The following is a 25,613-nucleotide window of genomic DNA, read 5'->3' on the forward strand; positions in this document are numbered from 1 at the left end:
GACCGACATGCCGGGACGACCGCTGTGACTTTCGACGTCATGGTTTCGCGGTCACGTCACGTTGGAAAATCCCCGATCCCACCAACGCGCGGCCCCGTGCCGAACAATAGCATTCTTCGATCCTATTAGATATGTTTCGCTATTTAATCATATTTGGTCTTTGCTGGGTTGGATCGACGTTGATTAACGCGCGGCGATCGTGAGGGAATGGCATATCCGAGTTCGCCCCTCGTGTGGCGGGCCCGCGCGCGGGAGCGGTCGTCACGGTCGGAGCGTGCCGGGGGCCTGGCGGGGCGTACGGCGTGGGCGCCGAGGTCGAACGGGTTTTCGGGCGGGATGCGGAGACCGGAAGGCGCCCAGCCCTCCTCGAAGAAGCCGGTTCCCGCCGTCTAGGCACGCCAAACATCGGCCTTTTCCTGGGAATGGCCCGGCGGAATATGGAGGCGTCTCCGGGAGCGACGGGCTGTGAAAGAGTGTGAAAGAGAACGTCTCCTGGCGTGGTCTCGCCCTCAACAGGTCGGGAAAGAGGGCGTCTTCGGTCGTTCGCGGCGGATCGTGAAAGCACATTGTGAGAGGCACCGGTGCCGACCGGCCAGAATGAGGGCTTGGACGACCCGAAACGGCCGAGAGGGGTTCCGATGACCGAAGAGGGCGGGAAGGCGGGACGAGGGGACGCGCCCGTTTCCGGGGAGCGGGGGAACGCGCCTGTTTCGGAGGGACGAGAGGGTGTGCCCGGTTCCGCGGAGGGCGCAGAGCTCGGGTTCGCCTCGGTCGCGGAGCGGGTACGGCGCGGCCTGGCCGAATCCTCGGCGGGGGAGCGGCTGGTCGCCAGGACCCTGCTGGCGAACTACCCCACGGCCGGGCTGGAGACCGCGGCGCGGCTGGCCGAACGCGCGGGGGTGAGCGCGCCAACCGTTGTCCGGTTCGTCGCCAGGCTCGGTTTCGCGGGGTATCGGGCGTTCCAGCAGGCCTTGCGGGACGAGATCGAGGCGCGACGGGCCTCGCCCCTCACGCTTGCCCAGCAACTCGGCGACGGGATCGCCCCCGACTCGCTGAGGGTGACGGCCGGGGCGACCTTCCGGCAGCGGCTTGACGAGTCTTTCGCGGCACTGTCGGACTCCGAGCTGGAGGCGGTGCTGGTCCTGCTGGCCGACCAGAGCCGCCGTGTCGCGCTGATCGGGGGGAGATACTCGCACATCCTCGCCGAGTACCTCGACCTGCACCTGCGGCTGCTCCGTCCGGGGACCCGCGTGCTCGACCCGCGTCCGGAGAGCCTGGCCGCGTTCTCCGTGGACGTCGGACGGCGCGACGTCGTCGTGGTGTTCGACTATCGCCGCTACCAGCGTGACATCGTCGAGTTCGCCCGCCGTGCGCACGACAGGGGAGCCAAGGTCGTGCTCTTCACCGATCCGTGGCTGTCTCCGGCATCCGAGGTCGCCGACCTGGTGATTCCCGTCCGGGTCGAGGCGCCGAGCCCGTTCGACAGCCTCGTCCCCGCGCTGGCGCTGGTGGAGACGGTGGTCGCGGGGGTGACGGCGAGGCTGGGGAAGGCGGGCGAGGAGCGGTTGCGCCAGTGTGAGGAGATCGTGGGCGACGTCACGCTCGGCTGAACGCCGCCCGGATGCGGGACGCGGGGCGCGGGATGTGGGAGGCGGGACATCGGCCGAGCCTTGGGCGTGGATGTAATAAATGTTTCATGAATTCTTGTTGATGGTCTTCATGAAAGCTATGTTTCATCCACACGTGCTGGTCGCGTTCGCCGCCGGCGCCGTCGTCACCATCAGGAGGTGCCGTGACCGAAGAACTGCGCCCGCCTCGCAAGCTACGCCTGTGGGAAGCGCTGGCCCTGTCCGTCGGGCTCATGGGGCCCACCCTCGCCATGGCCCTGAACGGCGCCGGTGTGGCGGCCACGGTCGGCAAGGCCGTACCGCTGGTCTTCGTGCTGGGCCTTCTCGGCGTGGCGCTGGTCGCCTACGGGTTCGTACGGCTGACGCGGCACTTCAACCACGCCGGATCCGTCTACGCCCTCGCCGGGGTGACGCTGGGTCCCAGGGCCGGGTTCTTCGGCGGGTTCGCGCTGCTGGGAACCTACGTCTTCTTCGCGGTGTGCACGCTGGCCGCGACCTCGGTGTTCGCCGAGGCCTTCGCCGCCGCGCTGGGCTTCTCCCTGCACGTCCCCTGGTTCGTCGTGGCCGCCGTCGCGTGCGTCGGCGTCTGGGCGGTCAACTCCCGGGAGTCCCGCGTCACCGCGCGGACCCTGCTGGTCGTCGAGGGCGTCGGCATCGTCGGGATGCTGGTGCTCAGCGCCATCATCGTCATCCGCACGGGAACCGGGCACGCGCCGGGCGGGCAGACGTTCGACCTGTCGGTGTTCGGGCTCGGCGGCACCACGATGAGCGCGGTCATGACCGCCACGGTGTTCGCCTTCCTGTCCTGGGCGGGTTTCGAGGCGTGTGCGTCCCTGGGCGAGGAGACCGCGGACCCACGCCGCAACGTGCCCCGCGCCCTGGCGGGAAGCGTCCTGCTCACCGGTGGCCTGTACGTCTTCGTGATGTTCGCCCAGACCATCGGCTTCGGCACCGGAGAGAAGGGGATCGCGGCCTTCTCCGGCTCGGAGTCCTCCCTGTCGGCGCTCGCACAGACCTACATCGGCACCTGGTTCTCGCTGGTCATCGCCTTCACCGCGGTGGCGTCCGCGTTCGCCGCCTCGATCAGCTCGGCCGCCGCGGCCAGCAGGCTCATGTTCGCCCTCGCCAGGGACGGCTTCGGGCCCGGGGCCCTGGCCCGTACCGACAGACGCACCGGGAGCCCCACCGTCGCGCTGGTCGCCGCGTTGGCCATCGCTCTGGCCGGTGACGTCGTGCTTGACCTGACCGGCGTCTCCGCCTTCGACGCCTACTACTGGTTCGCCACGCTCGGCGTGCTGTGCCTGCTGGTGGCCTACGCGGTCGCCGGGGCCGGGGTGATCGCGTTCATCATCTCGGGGCGCGGGCGCATTCCCCGGCACGAGATCGTGATCCCGGTGCTGGCGATCGCCTACCTGTGCTTTGTCTTCTACAACCAGTCGGTGGGACAGGCCAGCCCGCTCAGCTTCTTCCCGTGGATCGCGGCCGCCTGGTGCCTGGCGGGGCTGGTGGCCGTACTGGCCGCGCCGAAGCTGGCCCGCAGGATCGGCGAGCGTCTCACCGCCGAGCTGACCGGGGCCGAGGGGCCCGACGGTCCCGCGGCGCCCGCGCCCGGGGCCGGGACAGGGCGGCGGGAGGCGGCACAGGCATGACGACATCCGTGCTCAGGGGGCGGACCCAGCTCCCGCGGGAAAGCTCAACGGCCTGTACGCCCTCGTCCGGGGAACAGGTCCCGGCGACCTCTCCGTCCCAGAATCCGTCACAGGAGGCACCCGCCATGACCGGAGCACCCACCGTCTTCGCCGCGACCTGTGATCTGGCGGCGCAGCTTCGCGGCCGTGCCGTACCGGCCTCCCGGGAGAAGGACCTGCTGCGTGGCGGGACCGGCTGGGTCCCCGCGGACCTGGCCATCACCTCCTTTGGGCCAATCGCGGACAACGTGTTCGGGTCGACGGGTGACCTGCGGCTCATGCCAGACCCGGCCACCCGCGTCGATATCCCCGCCGACGGCGACGTGCCCGCGACCCGGATCTACCTGGCCGACCAGACGCTGCCCGACGGAACGCCCTGGGAGTGCTGTCCCCGGGGATTCCTCACCACCGCCGTCGCCGACCTGCACGCGGAACTGGGCGTCACCGTGATCGCCTCGTTCGAGCACGAGTTCACCCTCGCGGGCCTGCCCGCCTCGCCGCCCTTCTCCTTCGAGCGCTACCGCACCGCCGAGCCGTTCGGCTCCGAGCTGGTGACCCTCCTGGAACGGGCGGGGTTTGCCCCCGAGACGTGGCTTCCCGAGTACGGCGACGCCCAGCACGAGATCACGCTCAGCCCGGCCGAGGCACTCGCCGCCGCCGACAGGGCGGTGCTGCTGCGCGAACTCGTCCGCGACCTCGCCCGGCGGCGCGGACTACGGGCCGGTTTCGCGCCGCTGCCCCATCCCGAGGGCTCGGGGAACGGCGTGCACATCCACCTGTCGTTCCGCGACGCCGACGGCGAACCCGTCCTGCACGACCCCACGCGACCGGGCGGCCTGTCGGAGCTGGGAGCGCGCTTCTCCGCCGGAATCCTGCGCCACGCCCCCGCGCTGACGGCTGTCACCGCCGCGAGCCCGGTGTCGTTCCTGCGCCTGACCCCGCACCGGTGGAGCGCGGGCGGTGTCTTCCTCGCCGAGCGCAACCGGGAAGCCATGCTGCGCATCTGCCCGGGAACGGGCCCGGAGGCCGGAGCCCAGCTCAACCTCGAGTACCGGGCCGCGGACGCCACCGCCAACCCCTGGCTCGCGCTCGGTGTCTTGCTGCGCGCCGGGCTTGAGGGAATCCGGCGCGGCTACCCCGAGCCCGTCGTCTGGCCCGAGTCGGCCACCGAGGCGGAGCTCGCGGGCGTGCCGCCGCTGCCCACGTCGCAGCGTGAGGCCCTTGACGCGCTGGAGAAGGACGACGTCGTGCGCGGCTTCCTCGCCCCCGACCTGCTGACCACCTATCTTTCGGTCAAGCGGGCCGAGCTCGAGGCGCTGGCCGGGCTTGACGACGCCGAACGCTGCCGGAGGATCGCCGATGTCCACTGAGTTCCCCGAGTCGTCCTCCGCGTCGCCGGACGCCCTGGAGCGGGCGATGTCGTCCGAGGCCCTCGAACGGGCGATCGAGGCGATCCCGCTGGTAGACCACCACGTGCACGGTGCCCTGGCCACGGACGTCTCCCGGCGTGAGTTCGAGGAGCTGATCACCGAGTCCAACAGGCCGGTGCCCGGCTGGATGACCCAGTTCGACTCCCAGGTCGGTTTTGCGATCCTGCGGCACTGCGCGCCCGTGCTCGGCCTCGTCCCGCACGCCGCCCCCGAGGCCTACCTCGCCCGCCGCGCCGAGCTGGGAGCCGACGAGGTCAACAAGCGTCTGCTCGCCGCCGGCGGGATCGGCCACTTCCTGGTCGAGACCGGTTATCGGGGCGAGGAGATCCTCGACCCGGCCGGGATGTCCGCCGTCGCGGGACGACCGGCCGACGAGGTCGTCCGTCTTGAGGCGGTCGCCGAACGCGTCGTCGCGGACGGGACCGACGCCGCCGGGTTCGCCGCGCGCTTCGAGACGGCGCTGGGGGAGCGCAGCCGTACGGCCCGCGGTCTGAAGTCGATCGTCGCCTACCGTCACGGGCTCGACTTCGATCCCCGCCCGCCGACCTCCAACGAGGTGACGGCGGCGGCGGGACGCTGGCTGCGGACGGTGGAGCGGACCGGGACGATCCGGGTGGACGACCCGGTGCTGCTGCGCCATCTGATCTGGAAGGGCATCGAGCGCGGCCTGCCGCTGCAGTTCCACATCGGCTACGGCGACCCCGACGTCGACCTGCACCGCTCCGACCCGCTGCTGCTGCGCGGCCTGATCGAGCTGGCCGAGCCCAGCGGGGTCCCGCTGCTGCTGTTGCACTGCTACCCGTTCCACCGCAACGCGGGCTTCCTCGCCCAGGTGTACCCGAACGTCTACTTCGACGTCGGGCTGGGAGTGAACTACACCGGGGCGCGCAGCGTGGCCGTCGTGGCCGAGAGCTTGGAACTGGCCCCGTTCGCCAAGATCCTCTTCTCCTCCGACGCCTGGGGTCCCGCAGAGCTGCACCACCTGGGCGCCCTGCTCTGGCGGCGCGCGATGACCCGCGTCCTGTCCGGCTTCGTCGCGGACGGGGAGTGGAGCCGGGCGCAGGCCGTACGGGTCGCCACGATGATCGGCGCGGAGAACGCCCGCCGCGTCTACGGCCTGGCGGAGGGCGCGTGACGGGTGTCCGATCAGCCGGTTCGCCGGCTCGGAAAGGGTGTGCTCTGATTCGCCGAGACGGGGAGAGCGTGTGAACGACGTCTACGAGCGGCTGCGTGCCGCGCTCAGCGCCGAGCTTTCCGGAGCCTGCGAGCTGCGGCGGGAACTGCACGCCGAGCCGTACCTCTCGGGCAGGGAGGAGCCGACGCTCAAGCGCGTGCTGGACGCCCTGCCCCGCGACGGCGTGACGGAGCGCGTCGCGGAGACCGGTGCGCTGGTCCGCGTCGGCGGCGAGGGGCGGGCCGTCGGGGTGCGCGGTGAGCTGGACGCCCTGCCGATCGCGGAGGAGACGGGCGTCTCCTGGGCCGCGCGCAACGGCGCCATGCACGCCTGCGGCCACGACGTCCACCTCGCCGCGCTGGTCGCTCTGGCCAGGGCGGTCGACCGGGTGAACACCGAGATGGGCACCCGGGAGAAGGTTTCGGGAGGCGAGGGGGGCGCCCTGGGGGATTCCGAATCCGGCGGAGGTGTGTGGTCACCGCAGGAGGCGGGGCGGGAGATCCCGGGAGGAAGGCTTCCCCCGATGGTCGCGGTGCTGCAGCCGCGTGAGGAGACCTACCCCTCGGGCGCCCTCGACATCGTCGAGTCCGGCGCGCTGGAACGGCATGGGATCGGCGCGATGGTCGCCGCGCACGTCCAGCCGGTGCTCGCCGCGGGCGAGACGGCCTGTACCCCGGGGGCCGTGAACGCCTCCGCCGACGAGTTCACGCTCATCGTGCGGGGCGAGGGCGGGCACGCCGCCTATCCCCAGCTGGCCAGGGACCCGGTCCTGGCGCTCGCCCAGATCATCGTGGCGGCCCAGCAGCTCGTCAGCCGCGACGCCGACCCGATGACACCGACCGTCGTCACCTTCGGCACGGTTTCTGCGGGCACCGCCCCGAACGCCACCCCGGCCGACGCCGTCGCCCGCGGCACCCTACGCACGATGTCGGAGGCCTGGCGCGAGCGGCTCCACGAGCGGTTCCGGGTGATCGCCGACGGTGTCGCCCGTGCCCACGGCTGCGAGGCCGAGGTGCTGATCGCACGCGGCGAGCCGGTGCTCGTCAACGACGCCCGCCTCGCGGAGGAGACCGCCCGTCTGCTCGCCGTGTCCCCGGACACCGCCGCTCGGCACGTCTCGGCAACCCTGCGTTCCTGTGGGGCCGATGACTTCGCCTACTTCGCGGCGGCGGTGCCGTCGCTGATGCTGTTCGTCGGCACGGACACGGCCTCGGGGCTGCACACCCCGGGGTTCCTGCCGGAGGATGAGACGGTCGCGGCGGTCGCGGAGGGCCTGCTGGCCGCGTACCTGGCCGCCGCGAAGGTGATCGGCGAGGTGGCCACGTAGCCGTCCCGGCGCCGTCAGATGCGCGGGCGTGGCGCAGGGGCCGGTGCCACCGTGTCAGCCCTCCGCGGTGATGTGTACGGGGCCGCCCTTGGGGTCGACCGAGGACAGGACGTCCGTCGGGACGCGGAACACCCTGCCCGGGGCCACGGGCCACCACACCCGCCTGCGGGCCACGACCTTCCCCGCCTGCCGCAGCACGACGTGCGGGAACGGGATGTACCGGTCGCTCCACAGCAGCAGGCGGCGACGGGCGGGAACGGGGTCACCGGGACGCAGGATCTCCGGCGAGACCCACCGGAAGGGCGCGTCAGCGACCAAACGCACCTGCCCGCTGGTCGGCCACGCTCCCTCTTCCGATCGCGCCGCGTTGTTCAGCCAGGCCATGACGGAACGCGCCACGTGGGCGCCGTCGATCGCCGCGATGTCGGCCGTGTCGACCGGGTGGAGCAGGTTGCCCACGGCGAACACGCCCGGCCGGTCCGTGCGCAGTGCGCTGTCGACCAGTGGGCCCTTCGTGCCGGGGTCCAGGGCGATCCCGGCGGCGCGCACGAGTTCGTGATCGGGGATCCAGTCGCCGGTGAGGACGAGCGTGTCGCACTCGACGATTCGCCTCTCCCCGGTGTCGACGTTCTCGATCTCGACCGCGCGCAGCTCCGGCCTGCCGATGATCCGGCTCACCCGGGTGCGGGTGGCGACCTTTGCCCCGAACAGCATCCTGCCGGGGACGCTGAACAGGGCGTAGGAATCGGGCCGCGGGTACTCGGTGGTCATCAGGACGGTACGGCAGCCGGCCTCCCGCAGGGTCAGCGCGGCCGACCAGCTGACCAGCTCCGCCCCCACGATGACGGCTCTCTCACCGACCCTGCCGTGCCGCAGGTGGACAAGGTTCTGCAGGTGCCCGGTGGTGTAGACGCCACGGGGCCGGTCCCCGGGAATGAGACGGGCCGGACGCGGGCGCTCGCGGGCGCCGGTGGCCAGGACGACGGCCCCGGCCTCGACGCGGAGGCGGCCCTGCGGGGTGGTCGCCTCGATCGTCCGCTCACCGGCCCAGCCGGTCACGGTGGCGTTCGTACGGATCGTCGCCCCGGCCGCCTCGGCCTGCCGGACGAGCCTGCGGGCGTAGGCGGGGCCGCTCATGAACCGCCCCATGTCCCTGATCCCGTAGCCGGGATGGTCGCTGTGCCGGGGGATGCCGCCCGCCGTACTCTCCCGGTCGAGGACGAGAACGTCACCGCCGAGCCTCGGCGCGAGTTCGCGGGCGGCGCTCAGCCCGGACGGCCCGGCGCCGACGATGACGACGGCGGGCGTGAGGGTGGTGATGTCGGTTGTCACCGGCTGGTGTGTCATCGGTTGGCCTCCAGCGGGGAGCGGCGCCGCTCGCAGACGCTCCCGCCCTTGGTTTCCAGTAGGTTCCCGACCTCGGCGCCGCAGAAGAATCCCTGGCAGCGTCCGTTCATCGCCCGGGTGCGGCGGCGGAGCCCCTCCAGGCCGGTCGGCGGGATCGGTGATCGGAAGGCGTCGCGGATCTCGCCCGCCGTCACCCGCTCGCAGAAGCAGACCACCGTCCCGTAGGCGGGGTCGGCGGCGATCCGGGCGGCGTCCTGGTACGGACGGAGGTAGGCCTCCCCGATGTTCGGCATGTGAGGCGGCTCCGGCAGGTCCTTGCGCGGCACGAGCCGCAGCCCTGCCTCCTCGGCGAGCCCGGCGACGTGCTCGGCGATGGCGATGCCCGCGGTGAGGCCGGTGGAGCGGATCCCGCCGACGAGAACGTACCGCTGCCGCGCGTCGGCCTCGATGAGGTAGTCCGGGTGGTCGCTCGCCGCGCGCAGACCCGCGTAGGTCGCGGTGACCTCCTCCCGCAGCAGGTCGGGCATGAGCCTGCCCCCCTTCTCCAGGAGGAACTCCAGCCCCCGCTCAGAGGTCCCGGTGTCGGTGCGGTCGGTGAGATCCTCCGCGGTCGGGCCGAGCAGGACGTTGCCGTAGACGGTCGGGCTGACCAGCACACCCTTGCCGCGCGAGGTCGGCACGGGAAGGACGATCCTGTCGACCAGCGGGCGGGCGAGCTTGTCGTAAACCAGCAGCTCGCCGCGCCGCGGCGTGACGGTGAAGCGGTCGTGGCCGAACAGCCGGTCCACGACGTCGGCGCCCAGCCCGGCCGCGTTGACGACCCAGCGGGCGGTGACCTCCCCGCCCGAGGTGCGCAGCACGGTCGTCTCGCCGCGCTCCTCGACCGACTGGACCCGCCGGTTCAGCAACAGCGTCACCCCCCGCAGCACGGCCTCGGTGGCCAGCGCCAGGTTGGTGGTCCAGGTGCAGATGATGGACTCGTCGGGCACGGTCAGGCCGCCCAGCGCCCCTTCTCCCAGATGGGGAAGCTGCCGGTAGACCTCGTCAGCGCCGACGATCTCCGCCCTGCCGTACCCGTTGAGCTCGGCCTTCTCCTTCAGTCCCGGCAGGGCGTCGAGCTCCTCCTCGGTCCAGGCGACCAGCAGGGCGCCGGTGTGCTCGACCGGGATGCCTGTCTGCTTCGCATAGTCGGACAGCAGGTGGTAGCCCTCACGCACCAGACGGGACTCGAGGGTGCCGGGCTTGGCGTCGAAGCCGGTGTGCAGGATGGCGGTGTTCGCCTTGCTCGTGCCGTCGCCGACGTCGTCGCGCGCCTCAAGCAGCGCGATGCTCAGCTCGTAGCCCGCCAGCTTTCTGGCGATGGCGGACCCGACGATGCCCGCGCCGATCACCGCCACGTCGAACGTGGCTCGCCGCGTGGTGTTCACCGTTTTTCCTCCCGTGTCGTGGTGATCCGTGCCGTGACGGCGGAGACGGCCTCCGTCCAGCGGGAGCGGAAGTCGGTCGTCCGGTCCGCGGACCATCGGGGTTCGTAGGTCGTGCTGGGCTCCCACGCGTCGACCGCGTCCTCAAGCGACAGCGACGGGTCGAGCGAGACGCGGGCCAGTGCCACCGCGCCCAGCGGCGTCGCGTGCTCGGACGGGTAGACCTCGATCCTGACCCGCGTCAGGTCGGCGACCGCCTGCATGAGGACCCGGCTGCGGGTGAGGCCGCCGTCGACGCGCAGCGTGCTCAGCGGCTGCCCGAGGTCGGCGGCGACCAGGTCGGCGAGCTCGGCGACCTGCGCCGCGATGCCCTCGAGTACGGCCAGCACCAGGTGCCCCTTGCCGGTCGACAGCGTCATCCCGGTGAACGCGGCCCTGGCGTCCGGCCGCCACCACGGGGCGGCCAGGCCCGCCAGCGCCGGGACGCACAGCACCCCCTCGTTGTCGTCCGCCGAGACGGTGTCGAGGTCGGCGGCGGTGCGGATGAGGCCCAGGCTCTGCATCCACCGTACGGCCGAGGCCGCCGTGTAGACCTGGCCGTCGAGGCAGTAGGAGGTCTCCCCCCTGACCCGCCAGGCGACGGAGGCCGCCAGACCGGCCGTCGAGCGCGCGGCGGAGGTGCCGGTGTTGGCCAGCAGGAACGCGCCGGTGCCGAACGTGCACTTCGCCTCGCCCGCCTTCAGGCAGTTCTCGGCGAGCAGCGCCGCCTGCTGGTCGACCACCAGCCCGGCGACGGGGACGTCCCCGCCGAACGCGGAGGTGCGGCCGACCACCTCGTCGCACGCGACGACGCGCGGCAGCCGTTCCTCGCCGAGCCCGAACAGCTCGAGCAGCCCGGCATCCCATTCGGCGTCGTCGAGCCGGGTGACCAGCGACCGGCTGGCCGTCGAGACGTCGGTGACGAACTCCCCGGTCAGGTGGTGCACGATCCACGCGTCGGAGGTGGTGACCACGCCCTCGCCGGTCACGTTCCTGCGCAGCCAGGCCATCTTGGGCGCGGAGAAGTACGGATCCAGGACCAGGCCGGTGGTCCGCGCGATCCGGTCCCTCTGCCCTTCGAGCTCCGTACAGATCCCCTCGGACCGGCGGTCCTGCCACACGATGGCGGGGGAGAGGGGCTCACCCGTGCCGGGGTCCCACGCCAGCACGGTCTCCCCCTGGTTGGCCAGCGTGACGGCGTCGATCGGCACCCCGGCCTGTGCGACGGCCTGCCGTCCCGCGTCCAGGACCGAGTCGAGCAGTTCTTTCGGGTCCTGCTCGACGCCGCCTCCGGGCAGGTAGGCGGGGCGCACCGGTAGCTCGGCGAGGCCGAGCACCTTGCCCGAGCCGTCGACGACGACCGCCTTCGTGCCCGAGGTTCCCTGGTCGATCGCCAGTACCGTGGTCATCGTTCGTGCCCCCGATCCGTGTTCTGGACGGTTTCGTGCCCGGCGGCGGCGTCGGCGTCCAGTTCAGCGTCGATGGAGTGCATGTCCGGCATCGCCAGGCTCTTGGCCCCGCCCCGCGCGACCAGGAGATACGCCAGGTACGCCGCCCCCAGCACCAGCATGATCAGCACGTAGGCCCACGGATCGGCGAACGAGGCGTCGCGGAACAGCAGCAGCTCGAACACCAGCCAGACCACCGCGACCACGATCACCGGGATCTCCCACCTGCCCAGGTCGAACCCCTTGCTCGGCGGCAGCGACTTCCTCTTGACCACGTACAGGGCGACGGTCGCGGCGTAGATGATCGCCGGAAGCAGGGTCGCGGCGGCGAACAGCCCGAACAGGGCGTCGGTCCGGGTGGAGAAGATCGCCAGGATCAGCTCGCCGATGACGAGCATGAACACGGTTGCGTTCAGCGGCGTGCCGAACCTCGGCGAGATCTTCCGCAGGGCCTGCCAGCCGGGGAAACGCTCGTCACGGGACATCGCCCACACCAGGCGCACCCCGGTCATGAGGATCACCATGCCGCAGGCGAAGATCGCGATGACCACCAGCACCAGCAGCGCCGTACCCACGACGGGACCGAGGACCCGGGTGATCACGTCCGCGATCGGCGTCGCCGACTTCGCCAGCTCGACCGGGTCACCCGCCAGCAGGGTGACGGCGATGAGGAACAGGAACCCCAGCACACCGGAGGCGAGGACCGCCTGCCACATCGCGCGGGGCACGACGCGGGCCGGGTCCTTCGTCTCCTCGGCGAGGTTGGCCGCGGACTCGAAGCCGACGATCGTGAACGCGCCGAGCAGGAAGCCCAGCATCCACGGGCCCGCCGAGGTGAGCGTGCCGAAGCTGAGATAGCCCTCGGCCGGGATGGCGCCGGTGCTGAACAGGTTCGCGAAGTTGACCTCCTTCGCGACGAACCCCACGCCCAGGAGAAGGAGGACCAGGGCGATCATGCCGATGAGCTCGGCGGAGACGGCGAAGTTGTTGACCCGCTCGGTCCACTTCGTCGACAACCCCACCAGGAAGGCCTGGGCCAGGATGACCACCCCGGTGATCGCCCACGCGTTCATCGCCGTTCCCTCGTACTTCAGCAGCACGGGCAGCACGGTCGAGGCGATGGTGTAGTCGACCGCGACCACCACGATCGCCAGGAACGTGAACGAGATCCAGCCGATGATCCAGCCGAGGAGCGGGTTGGCCAAGCGGGAGGTCCACTGGTAGGAGTAGCCGGTCACCGGGATGCGCGCGGCCAGCGAGCCGAAGATGAACGCGACGGCGAGCTGGCCGACGATCACGATGGGCCAGGTCCAGATGCCGGCGGGTCCCGAACTCTTCAGCACCGAGCCGTAGGTGGTGAAGATGCCGGTGGCGATCGAGACGAAGGCGAACGCGACCGCGAACGACGCGAAGCGGCCGGTGCCACGCTTCATCGCCTGCTTGTAGCCGAACTCCTCGACGTTCGAGCTGGTCTGATTGTCCTGCTCTGGTGGTGAATACTGGGGCATGGAACCCACTCCTGTGTTTCCTGTCAGATGGCGCATTGGCTGGGAGTCCGAGCCGGGTGGCGTTGCCGCGCCGCCCGGCTCCTCGAATCCTCGAAAACCCTCGGGAGTCCCCGGAGACCTTCGGTGGTCTTCGGTGACCTTCGGCGGTCCTCGGGGATCTTCGGTGGTCCTCGGTGACCTTCAGTGGATTTCGGTGACCTTCGGCGGTCCTCGGAGATCTTCGGTGGTCTTCGCCGACCTTCGGCGGGTTTCAGGACCTTCACGACAGAACGATCACCCCGCCTCCACGTGTGACGGCGTCCTGGATGCCCGACGGCGGCTCGGCCTCCGTGATGAGCCCCGCGAACTCGTCCATGCCCGCGACACGGTGGCGGGCGATCCTGCCGAACTTGCTCGAGTCGGCCAGCACGTAGGAGCGGGCCGCGTTCCTGAGGATCGTCCTGCGTGTGGCGATCTCGTCCAGGTAGTAGTCGGTCAGACCGGCGGTGGCGTCGACGCCCCCCGAGCCGAGGAAGGCGATGTCGGGGTTCAGGTCCGCGAAGAAGGCCTGCGCGAGCGAGTTCGACAGCGCGAGATCCCCTCCCCTCAGTCTGCCCCCGCAGACAAGGATCTCGACACCGGGCCGCTCGGAGAGTTCGGCGGCGACCAGGAGGGAGCACGTGGCCACGGTTCCCGAGAAGTCCAGCGGCAGGGCGCGGGCCACGTCGACGGCGGTGGTCCCCACGTCGATCACGATCGTCTGGCCCGGGTGCGCGAGCGCCGCCGCCGCGCGGCCGATGCGCCTCTTCGCCTCCGCGGCGGTCCCGGTCCGCTCGGTGAACGGGGCCTCCTCCCCGGACGCCTGCCCGAGCGCGATCGTCGCGCCCCCGTGCACGCGCGCCAGCCTCCCCCGGCGCTCGAGCAGCACGAGGTCACGGCGGATCGTCTCCGCGGAAACCCCGAGCTCGCGGGCCAGCTCGTCCGTGCTGACCACCCGCGAGGCCCGCAGCGCCTCCCCGATCCGCGAGTGCCGCTCAGCGGGCAGCATGCGTGCCCACTTCTGTGGAATTCTGTGCTTCCATGAGGGGAATTATGGTTCGCTGTGGTTTATTGGTCAATGACCGTTTTCGAGAGAAGCGGACTTTTTGCCGAAACCTTCCCCGACGCCGTGTGCCCTGCGACAGAGGGGACGCACGTGACCGAGGCGGTGAAGGCGACCTGACACCTCTGCCGTGTTCGAGGTGTCGATGCGGTGAGCGGTGTCGATGGGCGGCCATCCCGGAGACCGGTGCGGCGACGGCACACCTCTGCCGTGTTCGTGGTTGTCCGGGGGCGCCGGTACGGCGAGTGGTGGAACGGGCCGGGCCGGGCCGGCGCCGGTGAACGGCGTTCGACCCGGCGACGTTCGTGGTCATGGCCCCGGATACCGATGACGGCGTCGTTCAGGTCAGAACCGGGATATCAGGCGAAGCGGAAAGCCGAGAAGAACGTCTCGATGTTCGCGCCCGCTTCCGTGTGGAAGGTCGAGAAGAACGTCTCGATGTTCGCGCCCGCTTCCGTCCATCTCCCCGGAAGAGGCGAGAACCGGAACACTCCGGCGCCACCGAAGTTCCCTGCCCCGCCCTCACGTTCGGGCGGGCGGTCCGGTCATTTCTTCCACACGGTGATGTCGACCGGGACGCCTTCCTCTCCCGCCTCCTGCGCGATCCTTACGAATGCCACGTTGTCGACGTTCGTCCACATGCAGAAGGCCGTTCCCGGTGCCGCGTGGCCGAATACGTGCCCGACCGGCCAGCCCTTCCGCAGGGCCTCCTCGCACTGAGCGAGGGAAGGTGCGTTCCGCGCGGACCAGGAGGCGGAGACGAGAGACGGGCCCACCATGATCCCCCGGCCGGGGCGCATTTCGTACAGCAGGTCCTCCCAACTGGGATCCGGAGGGGTGTGGTCCAGATCGAGACCGCTCTTGGTCAGCAGCCGTGAGCCCTGGTACTGCGCGCTCGGATCCCTTGGGATCTCGGGCAGGGACACCGTGGGGGCCGGGGTCGCCGGATTCCCGGTGACCGAGGGAGCGGCGGCGGAAGAGGTCTCCGCGGAAGACGCCGGCGTGGTCGCCGCCGAACCGGTTCCGACGTCCTTGCCGGACTGTGGCCCGATCACGACCGCCACCACCCCGATGACGGCGGCGATGATCGCCCCGCCCGCGCCGATCAACGCCGCGGTGACGGCCGTCCTGTGCCCGGCATCCTTGTCATTCGCATTTGTCTTCGTATTTGTCTGGTTCTGGGATCCATCACCGTCCGCCACGGTCGGATGTCCTTTCCAAACCTGAGCAGCCTCGGCGTACGGCCGGCGGTTTCCACTCGTGCCGCAGGACTCGCCGGACCTAGGAACAAGGGATCGAGGGTGACTTTAATGCGGCCGGAAGCCGGGCGGTATGGAGATTCCAGCGTCAAAGCGAAGCTGACAAGATGTGAGGCCGGAACGTTCCGCATTCGTTGTGTCAGGTTTTCACTGACTCGTCAACGTCCGAACGTGCGAGGTAGGGACGAAGTTCCGCGCGTAACCCGATGACCGCCCCAGGGCCGTGAGGTCAGTATCCGCTGGCGGGATCGATGAGCCCCTCCAGAGGATGACCCGCCCGCAGGTTGCGCACGTTCCGCTCGACCCGCTCGCAGAGCATCCGCGTGACGTACTCCGCCGAGTCCGCGCAGTGCGAGGTGATGAGAACCCTCGGGTCGTCCCACAGCGGATGCCCCTCGGGCAGCGGCTCCGGATCCGTCACGTCCAGCCCGGCCGCGGAGATCCGGTTCTGCCGCAGGGCCTCGACAAGGGCGTCCGTATCGATGTGCGCGCCGCGCGCGACGTTGACCACCACGGCGTGCGTGGGCAGCAGCGCCAGCTCGGCGGCGCCGACGACATGCCTCGTCTCCGGCGTCAGGGCGAGCGCCAGCACCAGCACGTCGGTCCCGGGCAGTACGGCGTGCAGCGCCGCGGGCGGCAGCGTCTCCTCAACTCCCTCCACCTTCTCAGGGCGACGCCGGATCACCGTCACCCGGCACTCGAACGGCCGCAGCAGCCGTACCAGCTCGGTGGCGATGCCGCCCCCGCCGAGGATCGTCACCCGCAGCCCGTGCAACGACCGGGGATCCACCGAGCACCACCTGGGCGTCCGCGCCTGCAGTGAGACACTCCGAAGACAGGCCAGCGTCAGCATCAGCGCGTGCTCGCTCACCTGCCCGGCGAACGACCCCTTGGCGCAGGTGAAGGTCACCGGCCGCCGGAACACCCCCGACGGTGCGAACCTCTCGACCCCCGCCCACGGAAACTGCACCCACCCGACCCCGGGATGGCCGTCCAGCGCCGCCCCGAGCAACTCCGGCTCCCCGGGCACCAGCCACACCAGCCCGTTGGCCTCCCCCAACGGCACGTTCACCCCACCACCCCGCGATACGGCCTTCATGATCTCGGAGCTCAGATGGTCCTGTTCAGGCGAGTTGGGCCGCCCATCGGCCGCCACTTCCTTCACAAACGGGGCAACTGCAACACCGACTTCCATGTCTGTCATTCTGCCGCAGCGCGGTCACTACGGCTGGCTGGGCGTGGCTTGAGAGTCTCGAAGATCGAAGCTTCCCTTGAGTTCTTGGACAAGCCGACTCTCTGTGATGAGACTGGCAAGCTCATCAGCGTGGCGTTAACTGAGCAGATGTGTATACCTCTGGGTAATTGTGACGTAAATAAGCAACGGTCAATCGCGAGGCTCGATGATACTTCTTTACTGACATGAAAGTTTTATTGGTAAGTCGACGGTGCGGGTCCGCTGGTTCGCGATGTTTGAAACGGGATGAGCTTATCCTTGATAATCGTTATTTTCTGGATAATTAGGTGACTGGATGAACAGCTGTAAGGTTTCCCGAAAGGAGTCCTATGTAGGAAGGCCGCTCCGGTAGCTGTGTGCTCGGTGCCACGCGAAATATTTCTCTCTGGTGGCGTTCCACCAGGTGGTGGTACGCCCCTTCAGGTAGAGATGTATGTGCTCCCTGATGCTAGGTCCGTTGAGTGCAGCATTGCTGATCAAAATCTCTCCGAATGGCCCTACCGTGACGTATCCGTGCTCATAAAGAGCGTCGCAACCGAGGATGCAGTTGAGCATGGCCACGTTCGCTAAATCTCTCCGCTCTTGATCGGAGCACGCGGAGCGCTTTTTGATGTGGGCGGCCACCAGTAGGCGTCGCTCGAAAGTCCGTCCGCAGAGTGCGCATACCCCGCTGGTTCCGGGCAAAAGAATGCGCTTCAGCTTTGCCTGTTCACGACGGCTGGCTCGAGAAACCTCCCGCTCGAGTTCGCCGCTGAAGGGTATGATTTCCGATGCTGAATCCATGGTTGTAGGAGAAGTTGGCACGTCTCCGATATCTATCTGGGCAAGGTCGATGAGATTCTCTGCGTCCTCTCCTTCCGCGATATATGGGTTCTGTATGAAGAAGTTTGGCCCAATGGCGGCCACGCAGTTCCGTACCTCTGTTATTGGAATATCGCAGCCCTTTAGGTCATCGAGGGCATACATGTATTCCCAGGTTTTTCCGTCATCATCGGTACCCCAGAGTTGGAGGGCGAGTGCCGGGTTATGGAAGGTGTGTGTGACTAGTCCCCCGAGATATAGTCGCTTCTGACCATAGAAGAAAACATAGTCGCCAGGCTGTAGTTTTTTGTATTTGCCGACGTTTACGTTCTTCTTTCCTGGCGTTACGCCCCACATCGGCGCGGTATCTGAGGGGTAGAGGGGACGCAGCACGTCTAGATCCGAACCAAGGAGGTGGCTGTAGGTAGTCAGATTGACAGGCCGCTGGATGGTGTCCTCGTAGTGGCGGCGGACAGAGGGCTTAGCTAAACTGGCCGGCTGCATCATGACTCGCATGCATCCTACTTTCTGGGCATAAAAAGGTCACATGGGGCGAAGTCGTAGAAGGGGTTCTAGTCTGGATGATTGCATGAAAGTGTGCAAATTATCTTTATGGGTGCAGGTGCTTCTGGCAAGTCATGGGGAAGGTTGACCTCTGCGGGTCTCAGTACTCGAGCCGAGCTTGGTGATCTTTGATGGGTTTCCACTGCAAGTGGGCTCGTCAAGCACGTGCCTGGTGCTGTAACCAGCGGACCGTCTCGTCGTTGATAGTTCTTCGAGGGTCTCCCAGACCATCGTGGTCGACGAGGTCCATGTGTTTGCGGGTGACGGCCAGGGCTGGTGGTGCCTGTTGGCTGTACTCGAGTGGCTCACCCACCTGATCGGCAAGCTGGCCAGCGTTTTGGTCTGTCAGCGACCGTCGGCAATGGCCGCGTTATCCGCCCGGTTGTAGGGGTGGGGAAAGGGGGATCAAGGAAGATCGTGGCACCCGAGGCGCCGCTTCAGCGAACGACGTTTTCTCGGTCACCTACTCCTTGAGTGAGAACGCCGTCGACACTGTCCACCCGGCGGGACCATCATCACTCGGGACTTTATGACGGGCGACGTTCGCTGGTGAACCTTGTGAGGGCTTCCGGATCAACACCACGCTCGTCACGACACTGGAGGGCGTCGCGGTGCCTGGCCAGCGTGTCGACGAGGCGTTCGGCAGGCTGCGGAGCAACTTCACGCCGGAGATATGGAAAGTCGGGACCGTCGACGTCGCCGACCGGTTCTGCCTTTCCGAGGTGGACGAGAAGGCGCTGCACGGCCTGAAGTTCAGCGCCGCCCTCCCCGAACGCCTTGCCGTCGCCACCCTGGCCACCCGCCTGGCCGACCTCGACGGCGCCGCCGCCGTACTCGGCGAACCGGTCCGCTGGTCGATCAGGTGACGGGAGCGGGCGGCGACGTGTCCGCCGGAATCCGCTCACTTGATGCGATCAACTCGCCGAGGAACTCCCGGGTGGCGTCGTCGACGGCGTAGACGACGACTCCCTTCAGCGCCCTCGTCAGCAGTACCTTGTAGGTGTTGCGGATCAGCATGTTGAACTTCGGGTCGTCGACCGACCGCGCGCTCACCTTCGGATCGCAGCTTCCGGCCCTGTTGGGCACGAGACGTCCGCCACGGGCCACAAGGTCGGGTCCAATGATGACCCCGGCCCAGTCGAACTCGAAGCCCTGGGCGGTGTAGACGCATCCGATCTGGTCGAAACCGCCGTCCGCCAGAGCCCAGTAGGGCTGGGCAGGAGCGCTGCCGATGTCCTGGAGGCCCTTCACGTTCCATGGGCGCTCCCACCCGTTGATCCGGACGTCGGGAACGAGAGCCCCTTCGACAGGGTCGCTCCACGGCCAGCAGAAGCCGGCGGAGATCCGGGCGGTGTGGCCCATGCGCATTTTCTCGCGGAGGAACGACTCCATCGACTCCGGAGTTTCGGCCAGCCTGACCTCGAAGCGTTCGTCTCCGGGCCACTTCGCGGGCGTGCGCGGCGGGGCGTTCGGAGGCAGTCCGAGCAGGTCGAGGACCCACTGGTCGTACCGTGCGCTGCCGCCGTACCGGAACTGTTCGGACAGGTGGACATGGGTGAACCCGAGCCCCTTTGCCAAGGCGTAGTTGTGGATCATGGCGAGGCTGCCGATCTCGCCGGGTCTGATCACCTGGTGCTCGTCGAGCAGGAAAACCGGCACATAGGCCGCGTTCACCAGTTCCTCGATCTGGGGGCGGCCGGTCTCGAGGTGTTTGAGCGAGGGATCCGCTGTGGATGTCTCGCGGAGGCGATGAGCCTCGTCACAGATGAGGGCGATCTGCCTTGGCCCCCTGTCCTCGACGAAGCTGTTGAAGTACTGGAAGAGGTGCTGCGGCTGGGAGTGGTCCTTACCGGCGTATCTCTGCAGGCTCATGGTGAACGCCTGGGAACCGGTGGCGATCGACGCCTGGACTCCTCGGGCGCCGAGATCGCTGAGCAACTGTACGGCGACGGCGCTCTTCCCGCTGCCGGGGCCACCGGTGACCGCGACGATCCGCTGTAGCTTCGCCCTGCGAGCCTCCTCGACCGCGTCCATCACCTGGTTGTAGGCGACCTGCTGCTCCTTGCTCAGTGTGAAGTGATGGCGTTGCCGCATGACGTCGGCCGCGTGGAGCATCAGAGGAACGGTGGGACCCTCGACACCTCCCAGCAGGCGGTCTGCGGCGTCGCGCCCGGAATGCGGGGAGAATCGGCCGGTGAGGTACTCGAGAAACGCGCCTCGCGTCGTCTGGGTGAAGATCCTGGTGTGCTCGTCCACGGCGAGAGGGAGGAGGCCGACGACAGAATGGCTCTCCGCGTTGTGCAGGTAGGCGACTCCGCCGACGCGCGTCGGGTCTCCCCCGAGGTGTCCGGCGAGGGCGATCAGTTGGTCACAGTAGTCTCTGACCTGGATGAGCGGATGTTTGGGGTTCGTCTGCGTCCGCGGTACGCGCACACGGCCGGGATCGTCGTCACAGAGAGTCGCGCGACTCCACCGCTTCAGCTCCACCGCCAGATAGGTGTCACGGCCCGTGTGGTCCACACCCGCGAGGACGACATCGGCGCGGCTGAGTTTGAGAAATCGAACCTCGATGAGCACCTCGACCTTGCCGAGCCCTGCCTCGACCAGGTCTTTCGCGAGCACGGGAAGGCTGTGTTTCCAGGACGCCGGTTCCGACCTGGCTCCTCCCAGCTGATCCTTCAGCTGGTTCGTGATCAGCTCTATCGGGGAGTTGAACAGGCTTTCCGCGGATGTGCGGTATCCCACCTTCACGAATGTGTCCCCCGGTAGCGGAAAGGTTCACGGGGGAAGCGATTGTGTCTGCTTTGGTCAAGTCGACTAGAGCTTACCGAACCCCGTTTCATTGAAACGGAGCATATCGCACCATGGAATGGTATGTGTAATTGTGGCCTGCTGCTTTATGTGTGAGAGATATGTCCCATTAGTTCTCTCAAAAAGAGCTGCGTCTCCTGGTCGGTCGAGAAAAGGGCGGTGCCGACCATTCCACGGGTGAGTAGAACCTTGTAGGTGTTCCTGATCAGCCGGTCGGCCTGTTCGTCGGCGGTGCTTCGGGTGAGAGCGGGGTCCTTGCTGGCCTTTCGGACTGTGACCAGCCTGCCGTCGCGGTAGACGAGGTCCGGGCCGATGATCACGCCGTTCCAGTCGTACTCGAAGCCCTGGGCGGTGTAGACGCAGCCGACCTGTTCGAAGCCGCCGTCCTGGGTCGCCCACAGGGAGCTCGCGGGGGCTTCACCTACGGCCCTTTCACTCTTGACGTTCCACGGGCGGGACCAGTCGCCGATCTGGACATCGTGGACGAGCGTGTCGTCCTGGAGGGGGTTGCTCCACGGCCAGCAGTAGCCGGCCGTCATCCGGGCGGAGTATCCCTCGTCCAGCTTCGCGCGCAGCAGGGTTTCGAGCTCCTGGGGCGACTCGGCCGGTGAGACCTCGAAGTGGTCGTCTCCGTGCCACAGTGCCGGGCCTCCGGGCAGCAGGCCGAGAAGCCGCAGCACCCACTCCTCGTACGCGCGGCTTCCTCCGCAGCGGAACTGTCCGTCGAGGGAGACCTCGTGGACCCGGAAACCGCGGGCCTCCGCGTGGCTCCTGATCTCGGAGACGGTGCCCATCTCGCCGGGCCGTACGACCTGGTGCTCGTCCAGCAGGAAGACGGGAACCCGCGCGGCGTCGATCAGCTCGTCGACCTGGCGGCGGTCACTGCGCAGGCGGGCGGGGGTGTAGCGGTTCTGCGACGTCTCCCGGATGCGGTGGGCCTCGTCGCAGATGAGGACGTCGAGACCGTTGCGTTCGGCGGTCATGAAGCTGTTGAAGTACTTGAAGAGATTCTTCACCTTCGAGGAGCCCTTGCCCGGGACACGGCGCAGCGTCTCGGTGAAGGAACGGGAGCCCGTGGCATGCATGACGGGGCGGCCCTGCCGGGACAGCTCGCCCAGCAGGGACAGCGCGATGACGCTCTTTCCGCTTCCCGGGCCGCCGCTGACGATGACGACCTCCTTCGAGTCGGCTCCGCGTGCCCTGCCGACGGAGTTCAGCACGATCTCGTACGCCAGTCGCTGTTCCGCGAGAAGGACGAACTGCTCGCGGTCCCTGATCTCCTGGGCGGCGAGCTTGAGGAGCTGCTTCGAGGGACGGACCGCGCTGTTGAGCAGCCGGTCAGCCGCGTCAGCGCCCGGCAGGGGAGCGAACTGCTCACGGAGGTAGTCGAGGAAGGCGCCGCGGCGGCTCTTGGTGAACAGGCGGGTCCGCTCGCTGTGCACTCCCGCGTAGAGGTCCTGGATGTCCAGGTCGGCCGCGTTGTGCAGATAGGCCACGCCTCTAATCGCGTCGTCATGGCCTTCGACGGCCCCGACGAAGTCGCTGATGTAGTCGCAGTAGTCCTCGACCTGGAGCGCGGGGTGCAATTTGGGTCCGCCTGCCATGCCTTCGACGAGGACGAGCCTGGGATTGTCCTCGAACGGCTCCGCCCGGCTCCACTGCTTCAGCTCGACCACCACGTAGGCGTCGCCCGCCGTACGACGGTCAACTCCCGCGAGCACGACGTCGGCGCGCTTGCTGGTCAGCGGAAGCTGGTATTCGACCAGCATCTCGACGGCGCCCAGCCCGGCGTCGACCAGGTCGCGGGCGAGGAGGGGAAGGCTGCGATCCCAGGATCTGCGTTCGGCAGGGGAGGGATTGACGCGCACTGTCCTTCTGAGGTGCTCGGCGATGGCCTCGCTGAGCCGTTTCTCGGGGACCGAATCGTCGGTCGCCAGCTTGGCCAGACTTTCGGCGGAATGCCGAAATGCCGTCACGGACCTACCCCCAGGCAGCACGAGAGACTCGTGCGGTATGGGGGCGTGTCCGTGATCAGCCGATCAGCGAAAGCCCGTCGGGCCGCATCAATATGCCAGGAACATTACCGCGATCATCCGACAAAATCAGACGAGCGGTGGGGCCTTCCTGGCCGATCCGCGGGAGGTCTTCACGGGGAAGCGTTCGTCGTTCTCGTCGATCTTGGCGTGGGTCGCCTCGACGAGGTCGACCTCCAGCACGTCGGCGAGGCGGACCAGGTAGGTCATGACGTCCGCCATCTCCGACCTGAGGCGTTTGGCGGCGGCCTCGTCGTCCATGACCGTCGCCGCCTCCTCGGGGGTCAGCCACTGCAGCTCGGCGAGCAGTTCGCCGACCTCTCCTGCCAGAGCCATGGCCAGGTTCTTCGGTGTGTGGAACCGTTCCCAGTCCCTGTCCTGCGCGAACCGCCGCAACCGGTCGGTCAGGTCCTCAAGCCCCGTCATGCGAGCACGCTACAGGGAAGCGGGCCGGGCGACGTTCTGATCCCGAACGGGAAGGGACACGCCATGGTCGGTGCCGATGTCTGACGTCGAGGGGCGGCGGGAAGGGGGCCAGGGATTCGTGCCCTCGCTTCGCGGATGGCGTGCCTGACGTCGACGGCTTCTGTCATCGCCGTTCCGGTGTTCCCGGGGTGAGCAGTCCGCGGTTGAACGCGACGGCGACGGCGGCGGCGCGGTCGCCGACGCCGAGCTTGGCGTAGATGTTCAGCAGGTGGGTCTTGACCGTGGCCTCGGTGATGAACAGCCTGGCCGCGGTTTCCCGGTTGGTGTTCCCGGCCGCGACCAGTTCGAGAACCTCGAGCTCTCGCCGGCTGAGCGGTCCCGCGCTGAGGGAACGGACCCGGTTCATCAGTGTGGCCGCGACCGACGGCGACAGTACGGCCTCGCCCCCGGCCGCCGCCCGGACCGCGCGCAGGAGCTCGGCGCGGGGAGCGTCCTTGAGCAGGTAGCCGGTGGCGCCCGCCTCGATCGCCGACAGCACGTGGTTGTCGGTGTCGTAGGTGGTCAGCACCAGCACACGTGCGGCGACACCTCGCCTCACCAGCTCGGTTATCGCGGTCACGCCGTCCATACCGGGCATCCGCAGGTCCATCAGGATCACATCCGGCCGCAGCTCCTGGGCGAGCCGGACCGCCTCGGCGCCGTCGGCGGCCTCGCCGAGCACCTCGAACCCAGGGTCGCGCGCGAACATGCTGCTGAGGCCGTCCCGGACAACGGGGTGATCATCGACGATCAGCAGCCTGATCGGCGTGTCGGCGTTGCCCCCTTGGCCCCCTTGGCCGCCCTGGCCGACGGTCTCCGGGGCGGTTTCCGGGCGGCTCACGCGCGGTCCTTCGCGGGCGCGGCCGGGACGCAGGCCGAGATCCCCGTGCCGAGGCCCGGTTCCGATTCGATCTGCAGTGTTCCCGACAGGCCCTCGATCCGCTGCCGCATCGCGACAAGACCGAAGCCGCCACCGTTCGGGGCGGTGGTACCGCTCCCGGTGATGTCGCCATCGCCTGGGGCGGTGGTGCTTCCGGTGACGCCGTCACCGAGCCGGGCCGGATCGAAGCCCGTGCCGTCGTCGCGCACGTCCAAGGCGACCTCGTGTTCCATGTACGACAGTGTCACCCCGACCCTGGTCGCCTGGGCGTGCTTGGCCACGTTGGCCAGTGCTTCCTGCGCGGTTCGCAGCAGCACGACCTCGGTTTCCGGCCGGATCGGCCGTGCCGTACCGGTCGTCGTGACCTGGACCGGGATGCCGCGCAGGGCCGACCAGCGCTCGGCGACAGCGGCCAGGGCCTCGCCAAGTCGTGCTGTCCGCAGGGGCTCCGGCCGCAGTGCGTGCACCGATCGCCGTGCCTCGGACAGGCTCTCCCTGGCCAGCCTGGTCGCGGCCGTGACATGTCTTCGCCACTCCGGCGGGTCGTCGCGGGCATGCTCGGCCGCGTGCAGCTGGGTGATGATCCCGGTGAGTCCCTGCGCCAGGGTGTCGTGAATCTCCCGTGCCATCCGCTGCCGCTCGTCGTGAATGCCCGCCTCCCTCGCCTGGGCCAGCAGCCGCTCGTGCAGGCCCGCGTTCTCCGCCAGCGTCGCCTCCAGCCTGCGGTTCGCCTCGCGTGCCTCTTCGAGGGCCTGCCCGCGCTGCTCGTCCTGCTCGGCACTACGCCGGGCGAACCAGGCGTAGCCACACATGGAGAGCACGTTCACGGCCAGGATGGCACCGTAGATCATCAGACCGGTGACCGTGGTCTTCTCCACGGCGTAGGCCTGCGCGGTACCCGAAACGACCGCCACCGCGGCGACGCCGGGCAGCCGCCACGGCCAGCGCAGGAGCCTGAACGCGTAGACGTATCCGGCGGGCGTGAAGATCCCGAACCAGGGGGCCCTGAGCACCAGGACCGCCATGATCAGGATCAGCCCGGTGAAGAACGTCGCCATCATCGGCGGGTGCTCCCGCCAGGCGGGATGCAATGTGAAGATCCACAGCATCCACGCCGCGGCCAGCGCGCACAGGGCCAGGTCGATGAGCAGGGAGTCCCTCGCCGACCACTCGCCGATCACCGTGACGACGCTCAGGACCGCCAGCAACAGGTACGGTCCGACGGTCACCGGTGCCGACCACCGTCGCTCCCGCGCGTCCGGCCGGGAGTACGGCGTCGAACCGTCCATCTGCGTCCTCCTCGCCGGTACCCGCCCCCGGCGAAACAATCTAGCCGCGGCCTGTTCGAGCGGCACCACCTGTGCGTGGGAGCGGCGACGGAGCAAAGTGGGGGAGTGCGAACGCCGTGAGGACCGAGGATCGCCGCGGGCGCGGGTGCGCTGATCCGCCGGTGCGCCGGTCCACTCGTCTCC

General features: G+C 68.6%; 19 protein-coding genes. 6 read left to right on the forward strand and 13 right to left on the reverse strand.

Annotated features, from left to right (window positions below):
* The first annotated feature begins 728 nt into the window (after nt 1–728).
* From AB0395_RS09720 to AB0395_RS09740, 5 genes are all read left to right on the forward strand, one after another.
* A complete protein-coding gene (locus tag AB0395_RS09720) occupies nt 729–1,610 on the forward strand; it encodes a MurR/RpiR family transcriptional regulator (RefSeq protein WP_366278726.1) in 882 nt (293 codons plus the stop codon).
* 182 nt (nt 1,611–1,792) lie between these two features.
* Nucleotides 1,793–3,277 (forward strand): APC family permease, encoded by a 1,485-nt coding sequence (locus AB0395_RS09725; RefSeq protein ID WP_366278727.1) that lies wholly within the window; start codon nt 1,793–1,795, stop codon nt 3,275–3,277.
* A 125-nt stretch (nt 3,278–3,402) separates the two neighbouring features.
* On the forward strand, nt 3,403–4,686 hold the full coding sequence (locus tag AB0395_RS09730; RefSeq protein ID WP_366278728.1) for a glutamine synthetase family protein: 1,284 nt from the start codon (nt 3,403–3,405) through the stop codon (nt 4,684–4,686).
* Nucleotides 4,676–5,881, forward strand: coding sequence for an amidohydrolase family protein (locus tag AB0395_RS09735; protein WP_366278730.1), 1,206 nt, complete (start codon nt 4,676–4,678; stop codon nt 5,879–5,881). Before AB0395_RS09730 ends, AB0395_RS09735 begins: the two co-directional genes overlap by 11 nt.
* 70 nt (nt 5,882–5,951) lie before the next feature.
* Entirely contained in the window at nt 5,952–7,247 is a 1,296-nt protein-coding gene (locus tag AB0395_RS09740; protein WP_366278731.1) for an amidohydrolase, read from the forward strand.
* Nucleotides 7,248–7,301: 54 nt separating this feature from the next.
* Here the strand turns inward: AB0395_RS09740 and AB0395_RS09745 are convergent, their stop codons facing one another.
* The 8 genes from AB0395_RS09745 to AB0395_RS09780 form a co-directional block, all read right to left on the reverse strand.
* The gene (locus tag AB0395_RS09745; protein WP_366278732.1) at nt 7,302–8,579 is read right to left on the reverse strand and encodes an NAD(P)/FAD-dependent oxidoreductase; all 1,278 of its coding nucleotides are present in this window, start codon (nt 8,577–8,579) and stop codon (nt 7,302–7,304) included.
* 11 nt (nt 8,580–8,590) lie between these two features.
* Nucleotides 8,591–10,021 carry an NAD(P)/FAD-dependent oxidoreductase gene (locus AB0395_RS09750; RefSeq protein ID WP_366278733.1) on the reverse strand — a complete coding sequence of 477 codons (1,431 nt, stop codon included), beginning with the start codon at nt 10,019–10,021 and terminating at the stop codon, nt 8,591–8,593.
* Nucleotides 10,018–11,466 carry an FGGY family carbohydrate kinase gene (locus AB0395_RS09755; protein WP_366278735.1) on the reverse strand — a complete coding sequence of 483 codons (1,449 nt, stop codon included), beginning with the start codon at nt 11,464–11,466 and terminating at the stop codon, nt 10,018–10,020. The genes AB0395_RS09750 and AB0395_RS09755 overlap by 4 nt, the downstream gene beginning before the upstream one ends.
* A complete protein-coding gene (locus AB0395_RS09760; protein ID WP_366278737.1) occupies nt 11,463–13,013 on the reverse strand; it encodes an amino acid permease in 1,551 nt (516 codons plus the stop codon). The genes AB0395_RS09755 and AB0395_RS09760 overlap by 4 nt, the downstream gene beginning before the upstream one ends.
* Before the next feature lie 259 nt (nt 13,014–13,272).
* Nucleotides 13,273–14,040: a DeoR/GlpR family DNA-binding transcription regulator gene (locus AB0395_RS09765; protein WP_366278738.1), complete on the reverse strand. Its 768-nt coding sequence runs from the start codon at nt 14,038–14,040 to the stop codon at nt 13,273–13,275.
* Between the two features lie 599 nt (nt 14,041–14,639).
* Nucleotides 14,640–15,296: a hypothetical protein gene (locus tag AB0395_RS09770; protein WP_366278740.1), complete on the reverse strand. Its 657-nt coding sequence runs from the start codon at nt 15,294–15,296 to the stop codon at nt 14,640–14,642.
* Between the two features lie 286 nt (nt 15,297–15,582).
* Entirely contained in the window at nt 15,583–16,425 is an 843-nt protein-coding gene (locus AB0395_RS09775; protein WP_366278741.1) for a D-isomer specific 2-hydroxyacid dehydrogenase family protein, read from the reverse strand.
* A 489-nt stretch (nt 16,426–16,914) separates the two neighbouring features.
* Nucleotides 16,915–17,904, reverse strand: a complete 990-nt coding sequence (locus AB0395_RS09780) for a hypothetical protein (RefSeq protein WP_366278742.1) — start codon at nt 17,902–17,904, stop codon at nt 16,915–16,917.
* Nucleotides 17,905–18,563: 659 nt separating this feature from the next.
* Between AB0395_RS09780 and AB0395_RS09785 the strand changes: the two genes are divergently transcribed.
* Entirely contained in the window at nt 18,564–18,818 is a 255-nt protein-coding gene (locus AB0395_RS09785) for a hypothetical protein (protein WP_366278744.1), read from the forward strand.
* Here the strand turns inward: AB0395_RS09785 and AB0395_RS09790 are convergent.
* From AB0395_RS09790 to AB0395_RS09810, 5 genes are all read right to left on the reverse strand, one after another.
* Nucleotides 18,811–20,697, reverse strand: a complete 1,887-nt coding sequence (locus tag AB0395_RS09790; RefSeq protein WP_366278745.1) for a DUF2075 domain-containing protein — start codon at nt 20,695–20,697, stop codon at nt 18,811–18,813. The two genes, AB0395_RS09785 and AB0395_RS09790, sit on opposite strands and share 8 nt — an antisense overlap.
* 152 nt (nt 20,698–20,849) lie before the next feature.
* Nucleotides 20,850–22,739 (reverse strand): DUF2075 domain-containing protein, encoded by a 1,890-nt coding sequence (locus tag AB0395_RS09795; RefSeq protein WP_366278746.1) that lies wholly within the window; start codon nt 22,737–22,739, stop codon nt 20,850–20,852.
* A gap of 126 nt (nt 22,740–22,865) precedes the next feature.
* On the reverse strand, nt 22,866–23,222 hold the full coding sequence (locus AB0395_RS09800) for a nucleotide pyrophosphohydrolase (protein ID WP_366278747.1): 357 nt from the start codon (nt 23,220–23,222) through the stop codon (nt 22,866–22,868).
* 163 nt (nt 23,223–23,385) lie between these two features.
* A complete protein-coding gene (locus AB0395_RS09805; protein WP_366278927.1) occupies nt 23,386–24,024 on the reverse strand; it encodes a response regulator transcription factor in 639 nt (212 codons plus the stop codon).
* A 74-nt stretch (nt 24,025–24,098) separates the two neighbouring features.
* Nucleotides 24,099–25,430, reverse strand: a complete 1,332-nt coding sequence (locus AB0395_RS09810; protein ID WP_366278749.1) for a sensor histidine kinase — start codon at nt 25,428–25,430, stop codon at nt 24,099–24,101.
* Nucleotides 25,431–25,613 lie beyond the last annotated feature (183 nt).

Origin of the sequence: Streptosporangium sp. NPDC051023 (assembly GCF_040689595.1) — a bacterium.
In the GTDB taxonomy this organism is placed as follows: Bacteria; Actinomycetota; Actinomycetes; order Streptosporangiales; family Streptosporangiaceae; genus Streptosporangium.

What these genes read in the sequence shown, in the direction of transcription:
- AB0395_RS09730 (WP_366278728.1), top strand. Translation starts at nt 3,403, where the DNA reads ATGACCGGAGCACCCACCGTCTTCGCCGCGACCTGTGATCTGGCGGCG.
- AB0395_RS09735 (WP_366278730.1), top strand. Translation starts at nt 4,676, where the DNA reads ATGTCCACTGAGTTCCCCGAGTCGTCCTCCGCGTCGCCGGACGCCCTG.
- AB0395_RS09755 (WP_366278735.1), bottom strand. Translation starts at nt 11,466, where the DNA reads ATGACCACGGTACTGGCGATCGACCAGGGAACCTCGGGCACGAAGGCG.
- AB0395_RS09760 (WP_366278737.1), bottom strand. Translation starts at nt 13,013, where the DNA reads ATGCCCCAGTATTCACCACCAGAGCAGGACAATCAGACCAGCTCGAAC.
- AB0395_RS09765 (WP_366278738.1), bottom strand. Translation starts at nt 14,040, where the DNA reads ATGCTGCCCGCTGAGCGGCACTCGCGGATCGGGGAGGCGCTGCGGGCC.
- AB0395_RS09780 (WP_366278742.1), bottom strand. Translation starts at nt 17,904, where the DNA reads ATGCGAGTCATGATGCAGCCGGCCAGTTTAGCTAAGCCCTCTGTCCGC.
- AB0395_RS09800 (WP_366278747.1), bottom strand. Translation starts at nt 23,222, where the DNA reads ATGACGGGGCTTGAGGACCTGACCGACCGGTTGCGGCGGTTCGCGCAG.
- AB0395_RS09810 (WP_366278749.1), bottom strand. Translation starts at nt 25,430, where the DNA reads ATGGACGGTTCGACGCCGTACTCCCGGCCGGACGCGCGGGAGCGACGG.